Annotated in this window: 20 protein-coding genes; 5 read left to right on the top strand and 15 right to left on the bottom strand. The window is 45.5% G+C overall.

Features of this window, described 5'->3' with window-relative positions; all coding sequences use genetic code 11:
• Positions 1–81: 81 nt before the first annotated feature.
• From M3P05_RS12615 to M3P05_RS12580, 8 genes are all read right to left on the bottom strand, one after another.
• A complete protein-coding gene (locus M3P05_RS12615; RefSeq protein WP_249700053.1) occupies positions 82–1,776 on the bottom strand; it encodes a polysaccharide biosynthesis/export family protein in 1,695 nt (564 codons plus the stop codon).
• A 147-nt stretch (positions 1,777–1,923) separates the two neighbouring features.
• Positions 1,924–3,096 (bottom strand): hypothetical protein, encoded by a 1,173-nt coding sequence (locus M3P05_RS12610; RefSeq protein WP_249700052.1) that lies wholly within the window; start codon positions 3,094–3,096, stop codon positions 1,924–1,926.
• A gap of 101 nt (positions 3,097–3,197) precedes the next feature.
• Positions 3,198–3,851, bottom strand: coding sequence for an ABC transporter ATP-binding protein (locus M3P05_RS12605; protein WP_249700051.1), 654 nt, complete (start codon positions 3,849–3,851; stop codon positions 3,198–3,200).
• Positions 3,848–4,627, bottom strand: a complete 780-nt coding sequence (locus tag M3P05_RS12600; RefSeq protein ID WP_249700050.1) for an ABC transporter permease — start codon at positions 4,625–4,627, stop codon at positions 3,848–3,850. The genes M3P05_RS12605 and M3P05_RS12600 overlap by 4 nt, the downstream gene beginning before the upstream one ends.
• Positions 4,628–5,012: 385 nt before the next feature.
• A complete protein-coding gene (locus tag M3P05_RS12595; RefSeq protein WP_249700048.1) occupies positions 5,013–6,746 on the bottom strand; it encodes a hypothetical protein in 1,734 nt (577 codons plus the stop codon).
• Positions 6,747–7,263: 517 nt separating this feature from the next.
• Positions 7,264–8,307, bottom strand: coding sequence for a PDDEXK nuclease domain-containing protein (locus M3P05_RS12590; RefSeq protein ID WP_249700047.1), 1,044 nt, complete (start codon positions 8,305–8,307; stop codon positions 7,264–7,266).
• Positions 8,308–8,582: 275 nt separating this feature from the next.
• Positions 8,583–9,065 (bottom strand): hypothetical protein, encoded by a 483-nt coding sequence (locus M3P05_RS12585; protein WP_249700046.1) that lies wholly within the window; start codon positions 9,063–9,065, stop codon positions 8,583–8,585.
• Positions 9,066–9,106: 41 nt separating this feature from the next.
• Positions 9,107–10,084: a transposase gene (locus M3P05_RS12580; protein ID WP_249700045.1), complete on the bottom strand. Its 978-nt coding sequence runs from the start codon at positions 10,082–10,084 to the stop codon at positions 9,107–9,109.
• Positions 10,085–10,268: 184 nt separating this feature from the next.
• Between M3P05_RS12580 and M3P05_RS12575 the strand changes: the two genes are divergently transcribed.
• Positions 10,269–10,673, top strand: coding sequence for a hypothetical protein (locus M3P05_RS12575; RefSeq protein ID WP_249700044.1), 405 nt, complete (start codon positions 10,269–10,271; stop codon positions 10,671–10,673).
• Between the two features lie 582 nt (positions 10,674–11,255).
• Here the strand turns inward: M3P05_RS12575 and M3P05_RS12570 are convergent.
• Positions 11,256–12,095, bottom strand: coding sequence for a transposase (locus M3P05_RS12570; protein ID WP_249700043.1), 840 nt, complete (start codon positions 12,093–12,095; stop codon positions 11,256–11,258).
• Positions 12,096–12,180: 85 nt separating this feature from the next.
• Between M3P05_RS12570 and M3P05_RS21235 the strand changes: the two genes are divergently transcribed.
• The 3 genes from M3P05_RS21235 to M3P05_RS12560 are packed head-to-tail and all read left to right on the top strand — an operon-like array spanning position 12,181 to position 14,023.
• Positions 12,181–12,282: a hypothetical protein gene (locus M3P05_RS21235; RefSeq protein ID WP_408635910.1), complete on the top strand. Its 102-nt coding sequence runs from the start codon at positions 12,181–12,183 to the stop codon at positions 12,280–12,282.
• Positions 12,279–13,604, top strand: coding sequence for a recombinase family protein (locus tag M3P05_RS21135; protein ID WP_249700042.1), 1,326 nt, complete (start codon positions 12,279–12,281; stop codon positions 13,602–13,604). The genes M3P05_RS21235 and M3P05_RS21135 overlap by 4 nt, the downstream gene beginning before the upstream one ends.
• On the top strand, positions 13,601–14,023 hold the full coding sequence (locus M3P05_RS12560; RefSeq protein ID WP_249700041.1) for a hypothetical protein: 423 nt from the start codon (positions 13,601–13,603) through the stop codon (positions 14,021–14,023). Before M3P05_RS21135 ends, M3P05_RS12560 begins: the two co-directional genes overlap by 4 nt.
• A 20-nt stretch (positions 14,024–14,043) precedes the next feature.
• Here M3P05_RS12560 and M3P05_RS12555 read toward each other — a convergent pair whose 3' ends face one another.
• The 4 genes from M3P05_RS12555 to M3P05_RS12540 form a co-directional block, all read right to left on the bottom strand.
• Positions 14,044–14,655 carry a hypothetical protein gene (locus M3P05_RS12555; RefSeq protein WP_249700039.1) on the bottom strand — a complete coding sequence of 204 codons (612 nt, stop codon included), beginning with the start codon at positions 14,653–14,655 and terminating at the stop codon, positions 14,044–14,046.
• A gap of 580 nt (positions 14,656–15,235) precedes the next feature.
• Positions 15,236–15,586, bottom strand: a complete 351-nt coding sequence (locus M3P05_RS12550; RefSeq protein WP_249700038.1) for a hypothetical protein — start codon at positions 15,584–15,586, stop codon at positions 15,236–15,238.
• Positions 15,587–16,003: a hypothetical protein gene (locus tag M3P05_RS12545; protein WP_249700036.1), complete on the bottom strand. Its 417-nt coding sequence runs from the start codon at positions 16,001–16,003 to the stop codon at positions 15,587–15,589.
• Between the two features lie 154 nt (positions 16,004–16,157).
• Positions 16,158–16,535: a hypothetical protein gene (locus M3P05_RS12540; RefSeq protein WP_249700035.1), complete on the bottom strand. Its 378-nt coding sequence runs from the start codon at positions 16,533–16,535 to the stop codon at positions 16,158–16,160.
• Between the two features lie 71 nt (positions 16,536–16,606).
• Between M3P05_RS12540 and M3P05_RS12535 the strand changes: the two genes are divergently transcribed.
• Positions 16,607–17,274, top strand: a protein-coding gene (locus tag M3P05_RS12535) for an IS6 family transposase (protein ID WP_249700098.1) whose coding sequence is annotated in 2 segments (ribosomal slippage) — positions 16,607–16,778 and positions 16,778–17,274 — 669 coding nt in all. Because the reading frame shifts where the segments join, the coding sequence is not laid out codon by codon here.
• A gap of 647 nt (positions 17,275–17,921) precedes the next feature.
• Here M3P05_RS12535 and M3P05_RS12530 read toward each other — a convergent pair.
• Entirely contained in the window at positions 17,922–18,263 is a 342-nt protein-coding gene (locus M3P05_RS12530) for a hypothetical protein (RefSeq protein WP_249700034.1), read from the bottom strand.
• A 41-nt stretch (positions 18,264–18,304) separates the two neighbouring features.
• Positions 18,305–18,670 (bottom strand): hypothetical protein, encoded by a 366-nt coding sequence (locus tag M3P05_RS12525; RefSeq protein WP_249700033.1) that lies wholly within the window; start codon positions 18,668–18,670, stop codon positions 18,305–18,307.
• Between the last annotated feature and the right edge of the window lie 196 nt (positions 18,671–18,866).

The following is an 18,866-nucleotide window of genomic DNA, read 5'->3' as shown; positions in this document are numbered from 1 at the left end:
TGCTAGTTATCAAAAATTATTTTAATAGAAAAATTTAGAAGTCTCTAAAACAAAATTGTGGCACTTTGACCTGCAAAAAGATTAAAGCCCAGCCACAACCGCCGTACTCAACGCCACCTTATAAATCGTATCAATCACATCCCGCGTATACTGGAAGCTCTTGATATCAACCTGAGGCATTACCATGATTTCATCACCCGGCTGAATTCCGGCCTTGGCATATCCACCAGAGAACCAGCCATCTTTCTTTTCAATACGGGTAATAGTGCCATCCTGATGCATCACCAGCAGGCGGGACTGATCGGCCTTCTGGTTAAAGCCACCGGCACTTTCGATATAGTCAAGCAGTCGGGCATCTTTACGGTATACCATGGCATTGGGGAACATCACTTCACCATGTACCTGTACCAGTACGGTTTCACCGGGTATTACCAGTCGGTCGCCGTCTTTTAGCAATACATCATTTTTCTGTTCGCTCTGCCCCAGCAGTACCTGGCCACGGGGTTTCAGTTTACGGGCACGGTCAATAAATTTCAGGATGGAATCGGCATCAGCCTTGCGCAGCTTGGCTTCACCATCGGTTGAACTGCGGGCAGAAAGGGTCACCTGTTCCAGCTGCTGAAGGGTGACTTCCAGCACCTCTTTCTGGCGCTCAGCTACTTCTTTTCTAAACAACTGCAATGCCTGGTAATTGGAACGGCTGTTTAGCTTGAGTTTTTGTTCCAGAGTTTCAATGGTGCTGCCATAGGGGAGTACATAAATGGCCTGGCCATTATGCTCACCTTCCACCGCAACACTGATGGTGCCGGGCATTTTGTCAGAAACCACAGTGATTTCATCACCGCTTGCCAGCACAACGTCGTCAATATTTGTCAGTGGCAGATACTCAACATTGCGTTTGCTGGTCTGGTTGCGGGTTATGCGCACATGGGTGGCTTCCGGCAACAGGCCTACAATATTCAGCGCCTGCTTCAGGGGTATCTGGCCATCAGCAAATTCAATCTGCACAGGGTTTTCCACCAAACCATCAAATCCGGCTGTGGACTGGCGTGAGCCGACAACCAGAGTGTCGCCATCCTGCAGCTGAACCTGTTCAATCTCTCCCCGCAGCAGGAAATCGTAAAGATTAAATATCGCACGAGTCTGGCCATTGCGTTTCAGTTCAACATTCAGGTAACTGCCAGATTCCGCGCGGATACCGCCAGCATTGGCCAGAAAGGCAAGGGCGGAATCTGAAGCAAAACCACCATACAGGCCGGGGCGGGCAACAAACCCGGTCACAAACAGTTTCACCGGCTGGGTGGCATTCAGGCTGGCATAGAGATTTACGTTACTCTGGTACACACTGCTCACCTTCTCGGCCACAACCCGATTCAGGTCTTTATTGGCTACGCCCTGGAGTGTTACCGGCCCCACCTGTGGGATAAAGATATTGCCCTGGGCATCTACGGTTAATTCTGCGGTTACCTCATAAGCACCCCACATTTGCAGGGTAATCTTGTCGCCTATGGCTATGCGGTAATTCTGGTTAAAGCCTTTGAAGGCAACCTGGCGGAAACCACCATCAAACAGGTTCTGACCAAAAACTTTGGCGGTATCGGCCTGTACAACCAATTCCGGGCCGGCTGTTGTTTCGGATGTGGTAATTTGTGCCAGTGCCGGGTTGACCGCTTCGCTCAGCTGCAGGGACTGGGGCTGCGCTGCGCTGGCAGACAGAACTGTTGCAAACAGGTATGCGGCAACGCCACATTTCCTGGTAAAAGTAAATGAATGCATGATGGAATAATTTCTTTGATGTTTGTGGCTGGTGCTGGCTTTCCAACACCAAACAGCCATGAGCGGGAAATGCCCACCCAAAAAAATGAAAATGCAGTGGGCATTTCCATGATAAATAACAAGGAATGCTTTTGGCTGGTGTACGGTTTAATCCCGGTGCTCTTTGACCGTGGCATACCCCATGCGGGCCAGGCCAAACACCATTAACAAAATCAGGAGCAGATTAACCAGGTTGTAAAAAACCTTGGGGTATTTGGCCTCTTCCGCAATATAAGGGCTGCTGATCACTACCAACTGCTTGAGTTTACGGCTCGCTTCGGTGCGGGTAGTTTCCAGGGCAATCAATGCTGAGGAATAAGCCTTGGTAGCCAGGTCCAGTTCCAGCTGCAATTCCTGCTGGCGGGCAGCCAGATCATTCAAACTGGTACGGCCATCATCAGTCAGGCGTTTCTTTTCTACCGAAAGCTGTTTCTCCAGCGCGCGGATACGCTGCTTCAGAGTCACAATCTGGGAGGAGCTGCCATTCAGATAGGATGACAATGTCTGCAGTTCCGTTCGGTTCCGCACCAGCTCAGCCTGCAGTTCATTCAGAACACCAGTTAAGGCTGCTCCTTCCTCGGAAGCACTGAGAATACCGTACTTGTTCTGAAACCGGATCACGCGGGAAGTGGCATCACGCAACTTGTCTTCATTCAGACCCACCTCTTTCTGGACAAAAGCCTGCTGCTCTGTCGCCATATTGTGGCTGATTTCGTTTACAAAAGCTTCGCTGCGCTGAAGAATCAACAGAGTCAGCTGCTGGGCAAATTCCGGGGTAAAGCCCTGCACTTCCAGTTCCAGCAAGCCATTGCTGTCATTCAGGCGAATATTGATATGCTCCTGGTAGTACTGCAGAAACTGGTCATAACTGGCACCGGCCGAGAGGCTGGAGAACCAGTCGCCCCTGTCCACATAATGCTTTCTCAGTTGCATCTCTTGATCAAGAAAGGAGAGCATATCCGGTGATTTGATAAAATTCTCAAGGATTTTCTGGTCATTGCCAGACTGGGGCGTCATACCAAACAGGTTAAGGCCATCAACAACAGAAGATGCACCATCACTTCTTTCAATCATAAAGGTGGCATTGGACACATACCTGTCGGAAGCGATGGGCCCAAGATAGAAAGTGGCAAGCAGCAGGGGCAGAACCACAATAGCGGTAAACCAACGTCCGGCTTCTTTCTCCAGCAGGTATTTCTGGGCGATCTTGATCCAGCTGTTTAGTCGGATTTTTTTCAGTATTTGGGATAGAGCCCGGCTACTTGTCCGGCTACTTGTCATAGTGGGTGTTGGCGAAACGGGTACATTTTCCATAAGCAAGGAGAGGTAATAATCGTTATCTTAATCTGAAAGGAAGGAAGTTGAGCAGCCTGGGCACATCGTCAGGCGGCGTTATAAGCTGAAATAGCTTCATCAACACTGTCGTAAATATGAATGCCGCCATCACGTATAAATAGCCCAACATCGCACTGCCTTTTCAGCTCATTCATATTGTGGGAAACAAAGAGAAAATTGGCTTTGCCCTTTTTCTCATCAAATATCTTGTTGCACTTATCTTTAAAGCGCTTATCGCCTACGGCAGTAAGCTCATCAATCAGGTAGTAGTCAAAATCAAACGCCATACTGATGGCAAAAGAGAACTTGGAGCGCATACCGGAAGAATAGGATTTCAGTGGCATCTCAAAGAATTTACCAAGCTCCGAGAACTCTTTAACAAACTCAACTTTGTCCCTGATCTGTCTTTTGCTTTTTCCGTAGATGCGGCAGATAAACTCGGCATTCTCCCGGCCACTCATGCTGCCCTGGTAACCGGACAGCCCCAAAGGCCAGGAGACATTACCTTTTACCGTAATCTTGCCTTTATTAGGTTGATCAACACCAGCCAGCAGATTCATCAGTGTTGATTTGCCACTGCCGTTTACGCCGAATACACCAATATTCTTATCCATAGGCAAGTCCAGCGTTACATCCTGCAAAACATAGTGCGGCCCATGCTTGGTAGGAAAGTATTTGGTCACATTTTGCAGGGAGATCATACTGCTAACATTCTTCTCCAGTTGGCACGAAACATCAGCATGCCGACAAACAAGGCAACCATTGTGCACATGCCAAGGTATTCAAAACTGACGAGGGAGGTGTTATAGCCATCGGCAAAAGCAGAGCGCATCAGCTCAAAGGCATGGATCAGTGGGTTCCAGGCCAAAATATCCTGAATGCCCCGGGGCATATCATTAATGGAGAAAAAGGTGCCCGAAATAAACATCAATGGTCGCAGGATAACAGGGATAAACTTGCCAACTTCCGGGTATAGGGTATTCACCACGCCAAATATCAGGCTCAGACCAAACGAAAACAGGCTGAGTAAAATATAGGCATTTAGAAATGCCAGAGAATTCACAACCTTCACTTCGTAGCCTATATGCCAAGCTCCCACGATAAACACCAGCAGAACAACAAAGTTAACCATCATCTCCAGAAGAAACCGAACCAAAAACGGGTCAAACACCCGAACCTGACGATAGATAAACAGGTTTCTGTTGGCAGCTACAGCGCCCAGTGACTGGGTAACAACTTTTTTGAAGTAGAGAAACGGAGCAATGCCGGTGGCAAGAAAAACTGGCAGAACCAGACCTCCTACGGTGGCTCTGTCTCTAAATGAATACATTGCCATAAAAACCATTATCTGGAACAATGGTTCCAATAAAGCCCAGGCATAGCCCATTCTGTACGAGCCGAAGCGGGTTTTCATTTCCCGAACAAGCAGTGAATAAATGACGGCTTTCTGGATTTGAAGAGGTGTGCGTTGGAGCATAAGAATTCTGAGATAGGGGTAGGCATCGTAAACACGATACCTTTTTAGTCAAAAGATACGCTACCGCCCGCCTGCTCTGTCATTTCTTGCATAGACATGTCATCACTGGCATTCATTGAATACCAGTAAAAACCAATCCACGAGAAACAACACACTATTGCAGAAACAGCGATGATGCTTTGAACCATTTTTAGAGGGCGCAATAATACGGAGGGAAGAGAGTTATGGTAATTGTGAAAAGTCGAAGCGGACCGCAGTTTACGATAAGCTGACGTTCCCTCAAAACGGTTGCCGGTTGCCGGTTGCCGGTTGCCGGTTGCCGGTTGCCGGCTCATTAAATATTTACAGAATAAAAAGGTAAATCGGGCACTTCCCCCGGAGAGGTTCAATGGCACCCGATTCCCATAGCATTCAGGTTCTCTCTCAACTGCTTTTCCTTGCTCTTGGGAAGAACAATCTGAAGATTACCTAATCGCTGACACCATTTCGAAAGCACTTTATCATTGATAATCAACTCAACTATCTCCTGGTTTTTACAGGAGATAACCAGTGCTTCACTCTGGATTTTCACTCCATCAAGATTTGCTTTTGTCTGTTTTAAGATGCTTTCACAATCTTCAGGCAGGAATGGCTGATCTTCCCGATCCTGTAAAAATGTTTGCAACTCATCAACACTGCCTCCGACCTGAAGAGCTTCCATAATTTTCTTGCGGGATAAATTCCAGACATTTCCTTTACCCTGATCAGCATAGAGCGACAGAAATCGCTGTTCCCATGAGGTTGGGTTCTTATCAAAAACAATACGCCCCTGGCGGTGTATGGACATTGGTGTCTTGGACGGAGAGGATTCTTGTGATTTATAGTGGCCTGTCAGCCCTAATGCGTATTCACCAAGAGATGTCAGTCGGAAGTATCGCAAACCATCATAGCGGCTTAGACATTCCATATCCCCATAATCATCATAGTAACTGTCATCAGAGTTCGGCGGTGCCATGACCACATCAATCAGACCCAGCGTAGCGGCATATTCCACTAAAAAACAACGCAAATAGCGTGCTTCAAGCTTATCCCAGGAGCCACTATAGAACTCCCCATAATCGGAACCATAAATATAAAGATATTCTGGTTCCGTTGTGACCTCCAGACATGCTCCGGTAATAAACATATAGCGGGAGAAGTCGTCAAAAGAAACCCATGATTTTCCTTTGCACTCTTTCAGGGACTCGATGATAACGTGCCTTCTTTCTCTCACATCAGTGAAGAAGCGCTTCCCCTTTCCGTTTTGCCCTTTAATTTTGTTTATACGGCGGAACTCATCATGGGTGCTGTTGCACACCCATTGATCCCACATATCTTTTATCGTGTCCGCTGAACTCTTATCGATTTTTCTGGCAGGTACCAATGTGGACTTTGACTGCTTGCTGTACTTGCTGTTACCCAGTAACCGAAGCCACCCATAAGTAGCTATGAACTCCATACCATCAGCCTGGTCACAGGGTTCTTGATAATATTCATGAATCTCTTTTGACACCTTTTTCAAAGTCGCTGAAGAGGGTGCTCCGGTTTTTTCACTGACCTTTACCTGTTTCCCCTGAAACAGAACCAGCAGCGAATGGAGTTCACTCATCACTGACCGCTCACGCTCAAAGAGTACATTGTGTTCAGGCAGAGGCTCTGGCAGAGTACAGGGACTCAATATGTAAGGCTCAGGTTCATTAACAAGCTGTTTTAGTGTAAAGATCAGCTCGCCTGGTATATGCGCCGGGCCATACCGATCAAACGGATAAAAAAATGGTTCAAAACATTCGGCAAGCTCATGATAAGAAACAAAACTGTAACGGCTTGGCTTCTCTGGAAACTTCCCATATTTAGCCTTAAAACGAGATCTATCCACCAGCCCGTGATAGTTGAAAACACATTCTCGAACAAAGGTAAGCTCCAGGTCTGGTAGCTTTTTCAGGTAAGCTCTCAAGAACGAACGGTCAGACAACCCTTCAAACAGCTCTTTAACCAGCCACGCCTTACGGATTTGCTTTGGTTTGACACCAAAGAAAGTGGAGTAGTTTTTTTTCAGCGTATCAACAGTCTCTAATGATATCGCATCATGCAGGTCAGACATGGGTGAATACACATCACTTCATAGCAAGAAATTGCAGCAAAACATAAGTAACTACTCAAACATTTGCAATCAGCTGAGTCATGATTCTGAAGTGTGGTACTCCTGTTTCAATTCACCTATTCATTGTTCAAACTTGAGAAATTGACCTTTCAAGCACCAATCTGCCTACCACATAATTTTCACGAACCCTGAACAATTTTTCCCAGTGAGTGCACCGTGCAACAGATTAATTTCAATGTCTTTTTCAGGAAGCGTACCTTCTCTCTCTATTTACGCTAAAAACAGAGGACACCGCCAAAAACGGCATTTTGAAGGGGCAAATAGGGGACGCTATGGAACAGTAAAGGTACGTTTCCTAAATGGCAGAAAGCCTGCAGTAACAGGGCTTTTCAGGAGCTAGAAACGCAAAAAATCCCGCCACAGAGGTCTGCAACGGGATTCTTGAATGTGGCGGTGGCTGGGCCACATGCAGAGGTCAGTTTCTCTATTTTTAACCAACTGGGAGTCCGTAACTACGCTACATCTCATCATCGGCAGGAAGGGAAAGAGCTTCTTTCTCAAGCTGCTCAATACTGGGCAGGCTGCCCTCCAGCTCATCCGGCAGGCTTTGTGCCAACTGGTATTCTGCAATACCTATAGGTTTTGTGTTATCCCTCAGAGCATACTCAGCAACAACCTTGTTTCGGTCTTTACAAAGCAAAAGACCGATACTGGGCGCGTCTTCCTCGGTTTTTATCAAGCTATCTACAGCTGATAGATAGAAGTTTAACTGCCCAACGTGCTCTGGCTTGAAATCCCCAGTTTTTAGTTCAACCACGATATAGCAACGAAGTTTCAGGTGGTAAAAAAGAAGATCCACATAGAAATCATCACCTCCAACATTCAAATGAACCTGTTGCCCCACATAGGCAAATCCGGCACCAAGCTCAAGCAGAAATTGGCTAATATGGCGAGTCAATGCCTTTTCCAAATCTCGTTCCCGAACGGACTCTCCGAGAGAAAGGAAATCAAACAAGTAAGGGTCTTTCAACGTTTGCTGGACAAGGTCTGACTGTGGGCTGGGTAGAGTTTTGGGGAAATTACTCACAGCCTTGCCCTGTCGCTCCACTAACCGACTCTCGATTTGATGAAGCAAAACATTACGTGACCACCCATTTTCAAGAGTTTTGGCTGCATAAAAAAGTCGCTGAGAACGCTCTTTCAGCTTACTGAGAAGCAGCAGATTATGGCTCCAGGGAATTTGTCCAACAGCCTGTTGGACATTTTCTTCAGTATGAAAATCTGGCCAAGACTCTGCGAAAGCCCTCATATACATTAAGTTGGCTCGGGAAAAGCCCTTCATGCCAGGGAAGCTGGCTTTCAAGTCCTTCGCCAGCTGCTTGACAACCTGACTTCCCCACCCTTCTCGACTTTGACGTTCAAGGATTTCACGCCCAATTTGCCAGTACAACATGATCATATGTCGGTTGACAGAAAATGTGGCTCCCTGCTGGGCCTTCTGGATACGCCCTTTGATGTCTTGAAGCCAAGTTCGGTAATCGTCAGGGAGATGAGTGGGCAACGGATGACTCCATTTTTTTAGGGACGAAAAGGCAGCTCTGAATTTAGAACAAGAATACCAATAGCTGCTGGAGTTGCAATAACGGGAAGCCGTTTGTGTAAGCCAAGGTTCAGGGAGACAAAGTCAGTAAGCCCTCACTGCAACAGGAATAACTTCAGTACCGGTAACAAGAGCTACCGGTACTTTTATAAAGGGAGAATCACGACTTTTCATTTCTTGAAAGTTTTGCGAAACAACCTTTCTAAACACCCATAGTGCCGCATGTTTTTAGCTTTTTATCTTGCAATACGAATATAGTCCCCTGCACTTCCATGAAACTGAGCTCCCTGTGACACTCCACAGGCTTTATGAAAGTCCCACCAAGGATCTGTCGCCTTGATATCAACAACAAGATTCTGTGCATATGCCATATAAATGAGTGACACAGATATTTCATTATCAACATCCCCAGTGGGATGTCCATAATAATCAGCGGCTAAACCAAACCACTTCCCATCTATTTTAAATTGAATGGTTCGAATCCACCCTTGTCCAGGCATCAACCCACTACCTGTACCGCAGATTTGAATTTCTTCAATAACGCCTTTGGCTTGTTCAGCACTAACAACTGGGGAAAACGCTAAAAGAATAAAAAGACGAATAACAAAACGATTTAATAATTTTTTCACATAGATATCCATAAAGAAAATGGGAGCAACAAATCTGTGCCCCCTTTTATTACCAAGAGAAGTAATGGCAATCAAAGAATCATTAACCACAAGAGGAAAAATCTTAGTAAGATCGTGTTTTTGTAAGTGGCCTAAACAAATAACTGAGAGCTTGCACTCACGCCATGCACCCAGTTAATCTCGCATCGTGTTGCAAAAACACGCAGTGAAGCTTCTTTACCAATAACTCTGGTGAATCGATTCCCCTCAGGTTGCATTGTTTTTAACCACTCAACAGGGTCAATTCCCATTCGAGCAAGTATTGGTGGTAAATGCTCTGGAATTGCACCGCGCTTATCATCACGAACGGCTCTTCCTGTCCAGTCAACCAGCTCAAAATAATCCACTAAAGCAAAGGGGATGGGATTCCTACTGTGGGTTGGTGTTTTCATTGACCTTAATAATGAAGGTTGTTTTCTCCCTTCACTGCCATGCCACTGCTCAATCCGTTCTTGGATCGAGGTAAACTCAGACCTCTCCGGAGTTGTCGCTCGTCCTGCTCGTACCGGATTCAGATCCACATATGCCATACAACAAAGTACGGCAGCTTCATCCAGTAACGCCTGGCTTTTGTAGCGGCCTTCCCAGAAACGACCTTTGCAGCCATCTTCTTCGTTGGCTTTCCGGGCCAGGTGCTCATTTAGACAGCGCATAAACCAGCTGATGCTTTGCAAGCGCTGCCGATACTCCCCAGCAAACTCAGAAACCTTCGTCAGCTCCGCCTTTCCCAGTTCTGCACCAGCCAAAAAGCGTTGCACTAACAAAGGCCCTGAAAACAAACGGGTCCAGCGGTGCAAAACTTCCTTGTCGCTCCATTTTTGACAGCTCTCACGATCCACATATAGAACCGCATGATAGTGGTTTGACATCACAGCATAGGCACAGACTTCAATCGCAAAAACCGAAGCCAGCTCCTTTAGCCGATCCACCACCCAGGGCTTGCGATGCTCGTAGCTTTTCCCAGTCAGATAATCCTCACCACAAAGAAAAGCCCGCCGCACGCAACGAGCCATACAGTGATAGTAGGGTGTACTGTCCAGATCAATCAGAGCACTGCGAGCACTAGTCATACTTTTCCTCCAGCAGAAAAAATAACGGCCAGAGGGAAAATAGATCAGTGGATTTCACTGTCAAATTTTTGGATGTCCTTTAATTTACTCAACCGTCAACTGAGGCCTGAGGATGAGGGCAGTATATTTCATCAATCTGTCAAAGCTCAGGTTGAGTCTGCGACTAGAGCATTGGAGGTTATTGATGCCAGCCAAGAAAACGACTGGTCGAGCTGAGGCCATGTTTCGCGAAGCATTTGAGCGATTAAAGAAAAATACCCCGAACCGGCTTCCCAAAGGCACCTTCGTGTCACAAAACAATGTAGCGAAAGAGGCTGGGGTTGACCCTTCAGCACTCCGAAGTGTTAGGTATCCAGATCTCAGTGCAGAAATTAAGCAGTGGGTTCGGGCACACCCAAAAGTAGGCCCAACCAGTGTCCATCAAGCTACTCTGGCTAAGCGAGCCGCGACACGCCAGCTTCGTGAACGCATCCAAGTACTAACCATACAGCGTGATAAAGCAGCTGCACGATTACTGGAAGCTGAGGCAGAAATCATACAGCTGCTGATGAGAGTTTCTAATCTGGAAGACCAACTACCTCATACCTAAAAGGTGAGTGAACTGCCAGAACGGGGAGATTTTGGATAGCTCTCAGTTCATCCACCTAATTGTTAACGGGCGTGCGGGCACTATACATTATCTTTTTGACGTCGTTTTTTTATATCAATAACTACTTTCTTCAAAGTTTTGAGTTCACTATCGAAGTTTGTTGGAGAAGGTAATGAGACTCCGCGATCAGAAGAGGGGTCATGGCCTTCAATTACATCATTACAACGTCTGTAAACACCATAGATAGCATCATGCTCAGATTCGTTAAAACCAACAACACCTTTCAGTGGTGGCGCTGCTACAAAAAAACCAGCCTGCTGTTAGAAGGTGGCCACCTCTGCTGTGCTAGTGCCCCATGGTGCTGCTGAATATTCGCCTTTAGCAACACTGAAAACTTGAATTGAAAATTTTCATCATTTGAACAAAAGTATTAGAATTTTTACTCATTCAGAAAAAAGAAAATTTATTTCATTCACCGAATTTAATTATCTCCATTGATACCTCACCATTATTTTTGATAAAGCGTTGTCCAATAAAAAAATCCTGCTGCAGTTGCCCGCAACAGGATTCATAAAAACCGGATCAAATTTTATGTCGTGCAACTACCCGGCTCACCGTAGATGAGTGCACCCCAAAATAATCAGCAATCGCCTGCATGGTATAACCACCAGACTGCCAGGCATTACAGATAGCATCATTACGGCTGGCAGCTTCATCCTGATAGCAGGATAAAGGGCGGGCAGGATTCCGTTTCTGCCGGTGAGGCACTTGTGAAAGCTTTGCACCGGTCTTCTCTGCAAGAGTTAGCTGCTGCTCCACAAACCGTTCATCCCCCAGAAACACCTGTTGACGCAAGTGATTCCAAAGAGGTTTCCCCACACCTTCAGCAACAAACTGCTGAAAGCGCAGGCAGGCTTGTTCACGCTCATGGGAAAACTGCAGAAGCATGGCATCAGTCGCCAGCCAGGATGGGGAAGGCTTCAGGCCAAGGGTTGAGTTGTAACTGCTCCAGGGCCACAGACCGGGGTGGCTCACCATTCTGGCACGCACCGGGTTCAGTACAACATAACGACTTAGCTCCAGCAGGTAGGCTGACTTATCAACCAGAATGCCCTTGTAGCGCCCCTGAAAAAGATGCCCAACCCGGCCATACTGGTGATTAAAACGAATGGTGTAGATACCATTCAACTGCCGCATACCCGCAGAGAGGTTTGCATCAGGAGTCTCCACCACCAGATGGTAATGATTGGTCATCAGGCACCAGGAGTGAATCACCCAGTTGCACTGTTCACAGACTTCACCAAGCACCTCAAGGAACAGCGAAAAATCGGAATCTTCCAGAAAAGTCGCCTTCCGCTCATTACCTCGTGAAGTTACATGATACAGCGCACCCTCATACTCTAAACGTAAAGGTCGACTCATAATGCCCTACCTCAATGAGAAGTAGGGCAAACATAGCCTCACTCATTCAGAGTGCAAGATGCAAGACCTGACCCCTTGATCCTGTTTGACCCGTATTGCCAAGCTCATCACCGGCAGCCAATGGAATGGCCCGGCATTTTTTGGGTTGAGAAAGAATAAGAAACATCAGGGAAGGAGCGGCTCGTGAAAACGGAACCCATAAAACGCTGTGCCATATACACCCGAAAATCCTCAGAGGAAGGACTGGAACAGGAGTTCAACTCTCTGGATGCCCAATGGGAAGCTGGAGCGGCTTATGTCTCATCCCAGAAGCATCAGGGCTGGCAGCTGGTGGATGAAAAATTTGAGGATGGCGGTTTCTCTGGAGGAAATATTGAACGGCCCGGTTTGAAGCGGTTAATGGCTGCTGTAGAGCGTAACGAGATTGATATCATTATCGTCTACAAGGTCGACCGTTTTACCCGCTCAATTTCTGATTTCGCCCGGCTGGTGGGCGTACTGGATGAACACAATGTCTCCTTCATATCCGTCACCCAGCCTCTGAACACCACCGACAGCATGGGCCGACTGACCCTCCATATGTTGCTCTCCTTCGCTCAGTTTGAAAGGGAGATTACCAGTGAACGGATTCGGGACAAGTTTGCCGAGTCCAAAAAGAAAGGCATCTGGATGGGGGGAGCTGTTCCTCTGGGTTATGAGGTTCATGACCGTAAGCTGGTGGTCAATCGCAGTGAGAAAAAAATTGTCCAGATTATTTTTGAAACCTTTATCGAAACTAAGTCCCTCACGGAGACCTGTTACCAGGTTAACGATATGGGATTTCGAACCAAACTTTACCGGCGCAGGAATGGCAGCACCTGGGGAGGGAAGCCCTTTGTTAAAAGCACCCTGCGCAAACTGCTGACGAATAAAATCTATTTGGGACTGATCCACCACAAAGGGGAATGGTATCCCGGCCAGCATAGTGCCATTCTGGATCAATCCTTGTGGGACAGAACCGAAGCTGTATTCAAAACCAACCGGTCTCTTCGGCGCACAGAGTCCCGCTGGCGGCACAGCCCGGCCTTTCTGCGCGGGTTACTTTATGGCCCCGACGGTAAGGCTCTTACGCCCACCAGTGGCCGACGTCGGGGCAAGCGCTACCGCTACTACACCACCAGCACTGCATTGAAGGCCGGTTACCGGAAGAAGATTCTGCTTCCTCTGCCTGCAGAGCCTCTTGAGCGCTTGGTTATTCAGGAAGTGGCAGAACTGATCAATCAGCCTGAGCTCCTGTTGCAGATCCACCAGCATGGCCTGAAAAGTGAAAGTACGCTCAGCTACGACCAGACCGTTCAAGCCCTGCAGACGCTCAGAACCATCTGGCAGGAATTGTTTCCCAATGAACAGCAGAGAATCGCCCAGCTGCTGATTGAGCGGATAGACGTTAGGGACACCGGGCTGACCCTTCGCTTTCATAGCGAGGGATTACCCGAGATCACGAACGATATGACAGGAGATGCAGCATGACAATAGAGGTCACAGGTGAGAGAAAGAGAACCTATCACCCAAAAGAAAAGATTCTTGAAATATTTATTCCCATCCGCCTTATTCGGCGAGGTGGCCGGACACATATCCAGACCCCGGATGGGGAACCACTGGCTCTGGAACCAATTGAAGACACAGCCCTGATGCGGGCGCTGGCACAGGCTCACCTTTGGCTGCAGAAGCTGGAAGATGGAGAGTTTAAAAATGTTAAGGCCCTGGCCACCCACTACCAGCAAAATGAGAGTTACGTCTCCCGCATCCTCCGCCTGACCATGCTCTCTCCGATTCTGCAGGAGAAAATTCTGGAAGGTGAGAGCATTGGCGGACGAACCCTGGCGGATTTTATGGATGGGGTGCAGGCGCTCTGGAAGGATCAGTTAAAGCTACTGCAGTGGGAGTAGATACACAGGTGCAATCAGCTTCAATCCACCCGGAAGCATCCATCATTTCTCAGCCCTTCGTATGCGAGCCGTGCTTTGCGCTTCAGCTGGTAATCTTTCAGTTCTTTATAAAGGGGGTGTTTGGGATCAAGCTTCAAATGAGTGATTGAAGACACAATAGGCTCACCTGCCGCTATACAGCAACAAGCAATACCCGCCTCATCGCCTAAATACACACATTTGTCGACATGTAATCTTTGCCGGGGTTTCAGCTTAACAGGCTGTGTTTCATGATTTCGCACATTGTGAATCAATGCCTTAGTCGGCGTTACCGCCATAGGCAGAGAGGCTGTCACCCTTTCAGCAAGATCAATCGCATACTCCTCTTCCGTCAGGGGTTTGGATTCTGGTGATGGCTCACCGATGAAAGCCTCAATACCTTCATCATCAATTGCTTCCAGAGCCGCATTCAACGCTGCTTTATCGGTAGCAAAAAGATCATCCCAGACACTTGAGTTGCCAAACTCGTCTTCCAGCTCAAGAACCCAGTTTTCATCACTGATACCTTTGTATATGAGAATTTCAACAGCACAATGATTTTTCTCCAGTGTCTGGCACAATGGAGACATGACCAGCTCTTCGTCTTCAATCATTTTCTATTCTCACCTATTCAGAAACAATGCATAAAATAACATTTTCCAGAAACCAGACGACACTGCTTTCTATGTAAAAAATAGAGAAATCGACCTTTTCGCCCCGTACCTGCCCACCATCTTTATTTCACGAACACGAAAAGGCGAAAGCGCAAAGACGGCCTTTATAGCCTGCTGATTTTATAGAAGTTTTCAGGAAGCGTAGCGAGTTACTCTCTTTCAACGGAAGAAACAGAGGACAGGGCCAAAAACAGTTATTTGAAGGGGAAAACAGAGGATATTACGGAACAGGCAGGGTACGTTTCCCAAACCATTTAGAGCCTGAAAAACAGGGGATTTTGTGCACTTCACAACGAAAAAATCCCGCTACAGAGGTCTGTAGCAGGATTCTTGAAGTTGGCGGTGGCTGGGCCACATGGGGAGGTTAGTTTCTCAAAATTACAGACCTTCTACACTATCGAGGCTAATCTGGTACTAAGGAATGGTGTGTTGCACGGACACAACCCATAATTGTATCTGCAGAATCGCGATTATTCATTTTTTTAAAGTTTTGCGGCCAACCAAGAACCTTCAAAGAAAATTAAAAATATCCTGTATCAGTGAATTGAACGGCATTGACTTCAGGTCGTCCTCCAAGACAGTTCCCAGTAATGTATATAGCAACTGGTTTTCCAGTAGTATAAGCAGTCAATAAAAGAGAATAGATTCGATCAGAGCTTTTCAAATTTTCATTTACATCATAACCAAATCGATTATCACAACCATTCACATTAATTTGCTTTTCCGTTGAGAATAGAAAGTAGCCGATACCGTGACCACTATGTACCCGCGTTACTAACCCTACGTTTTCCCAGGAAGCTGAATAAGCATTACTGGAAACAGAGAAAAAAATGATTGATAATTTAATAAAGTTCTTCACAGTTACCACCATCTATCCTCCCAAACGGTTTGTGGCAGCTACACATTCTTCATCCGATAAATCACCGCATAAAAGTTCACCCCACAATTGAAAGCCAACGATTGATCCACAAGTAGAGGAAACATTTAGCATGACCTTGCTGTCCAAGGCTTTAGCTAAATTTACGAATGAAAACCTACGAGCCATCCAACCTTCACTATGCGATGCAGACCAATCACCAAAAGAATGATCTTGAGATGTTGGCAAACACTGAATACCTGGCCAAATATTGGCTGTACTTTCACTCACCGTGATTCGGATAATTGAAACTCTACCTTGTTCATAGTAATACTCAGCTACTGTTTTAATTGTAAATGGCCCAACCCATTTCTGAGCTGCCTGGGTGCTACAGGCAAGTAGAAGCAAGCAAACAGTTATTACTTTCTTCATATCCAAGAAAACCTTATTAATAATATTATTTCATTACTGTTTAATTTCAGGCCTATTTCCAGCCTCAACCAAGAAAAACGCTGCAAATTGAATATATCGTTTCATATAGAACTCAGATTAATATCTTAATGAGTTATTCAACCTAAGAAAAAATTTACTTTGTGATACGCAAATAATCCCCACGCACAGCATGAAATGAATTACCCCGGGGTATTCCGCAAGCATTCTCATAATCACCCCAGCCTCCTGAAAACCTGACATCCAGAGTCAGGTTCTGAGAAAATGCCATAAATAGCATTGATGATGAAACTTCATTATCTACATCACCCGTTGAATGGCCGTAATAGTCTGCCAGAGTTGAAAACCATTTATCACCAATTCTAAACTGCAATAGTCTTATCCAGTCTGTTCTTCCTGTTGCACAGATTTGAATTTCTTCAATGACGCCTTTGGCTTGTTCAGCACTAACAACTGGGGAAAACGCTAAAAGAATAAGAAGACGAATAACAAAACCGTTTAATAATTTTTTCATATAGATATCCACAAAGAAAATGGGGGTCTTTTGCAAACTAAGATCATCCCATCCAAAATCCGCAACTTTTCATTTTTCGAGCTTCAACGGATAAAGTTTTCCGGCCGCCATTTCCAACTGAAATCATTCTTCAAACTGTTCGCTGGTACGTCAGCTACCCTCTCAGCTATCGCATGATTGAGGAGTTGCTGACTGAACGTGGCGTCCCAGTGGATCACTCAACCATCAACCGTTGGGTTGTGGAATATGCACAAAATTGGAAGCCCGTCACCGGAAGAGCAAACCCTCTGTAGGGAACTCGTGGAGAATGGATGAGACCTATATAAAGGTCAAAGGCCAAGACCATTATCTGTACCGCGCTGTTGATAAAGAAGGAAACACTATTGACTTTCTTCTCACCAAAAAGCGTGATACAAAAGCTGCCAAAGCCTTCTTCCGTAAGGCTATCCGTCAAAATGGCCCGCCGGGGAAGGTGGCTATTGATAAGAGTGGAGCCAATAATTACGCTCTCGTTTCTATCAATACCAAGCTCAAAGATAATGACCCGAAGATCATTATCTATCAGAGCAACTATCTGAACAATATCGTGGAGCAGGATCACCGGTTTGTGAAACGGCTTACCCGTCCCATGATGCAGTTCAAAAACTTCAAAACCGCAAAAGCTACACTGGCAGGAATTGAACTTTCTCATATGTTGAGGAAAGGCCAATATCCGGACTCTGAATCGATTACGCCGTAGGAGTATTTCTATTCCTTGGCGGCATAATTTTATCTGGAGAATCGCGACTTTTCATATCTTGAAAGTTTTGCGACACAACCTTAAATAGTCCCTTTGCTGGCTTAAAAGCTTCCATTCATTAAGCGTGATACTCCTTTGTCTTACACCTGAATAATCACTGAAGCTTTGGTCCAAAATACCAACCTGTCAGAAGCCTCCAAGGTGCGTGACTGGATGATGAACAATCTTTCCCATCATTAAACCAAAGAACAACTCCTCTCTTATCCTTCTGGGCTGTTATTAAGGTAGAATAAATTACCATACAAGTTGATGCACTAATTCCATTTATCTCATTATCAGGATCAACGCTACAAAGTCTTGGCCAAGCAAGACCTCCCATATTTTCGACAATCACATTACCATTAGAAGGTTCAATTGAAACACCCGACACAGGCCCCGAGCACGTGTAGTTTGCAGCTGAGTTCATGGACAAACTGAACAGACATACTAAAGAAAAAATCCTTGTAGTCATTTTACATGCCCTTTTGAGAGAAAAGTACTGAATCGAAAAGAAATATAAATCAACAATAGAAATCATTACTTGTAGATATAGATGCTATAAAATTTGTGTAAGAAATTTCCATGTTCAACCCACTTCACTCAATATACTACATCGGAACAATCGCATAGATTATTTCATCACCTTCTGATGTACACTCATTTGTTCCATGAAGTTTAACTTCCTTATTATTCATCCACGCAGAAAGAAGCATTGAGTACTTCAGAGTAAATGCAACACTTTCAATATTGTTGCTCTTCAATCTTAATAGCCTTCTCTTTACACACGATGGCTTATCCACGCCTGATGAAAGTGGTTCCAAATAAAGTGAGTCATTCCAGAAATATGGACGGACTTTTCCAGTATAGGTTCCTGCATAAACATTGACAGTTGAAAGCAAGATGATCGTTAGGGTTATTATAAACCTACATTTAAGGGGATTGATTTTCATTTTTTATCCTGACTCAAATATAACGATTATTGCAAAATTCATTAATTACCAAGCACACGTACTCCATTAAAGAGAACAGCATCCGCAAAGCAACCTACAATATAGATTTGAACTTGCTTGCTCTGTGCTTGAGATGATAACAAAATGGCCAGCCAAGGCTGCGTCCATACGTCAGGACGGTTATTGTCACCTGGATACACTGCTGAATTACTTGCTTTGCAATTCTCTGTATCAGCTATATCTTTGTTAAATACGGCTTTCAATAAACTATATCCACCAGCACTTCTATATTCTTGACTAGCAAAGTGCTCAACATTTACAACGTTTAATGGCTCACTCCATCTTCCAGCAAAAACTAGCGATGGGACAAAAAGAAGCAATAATATGTACTTTTTAAAATAGATCATTTTAGGTTTGGACTACTGTTGGAAATACTTCTGTTGCAAGCTCAGGTCATTTCATCCTGAATATGCCGCTCTTCAATATTTTATCTTTCACGGATAAAGCTTGATCGTGTCAATTTTTCAAAAACGAAGGTTACTATACAATTGGATCACAGATTTAGGAAACAGCTTACATACCATGTTGCAGTTCAAAAACTAC

This window comes from Parendozoicomonas callyspongiae (assembly GCF_023502345.1).
GTDB lineage: Bacteria > Pseudomonadota > Gammaproteobacteria > Pseudomonadales > Endozoicomonadaceae > Sansalvadorimonas > Sansalvadorimonas callyspongiae.
The sequence above is the reverse complement of the archived record's forward strand: the minus strand, read 5'-3'. Positions and strand labels throughout refer to the sequence as shown.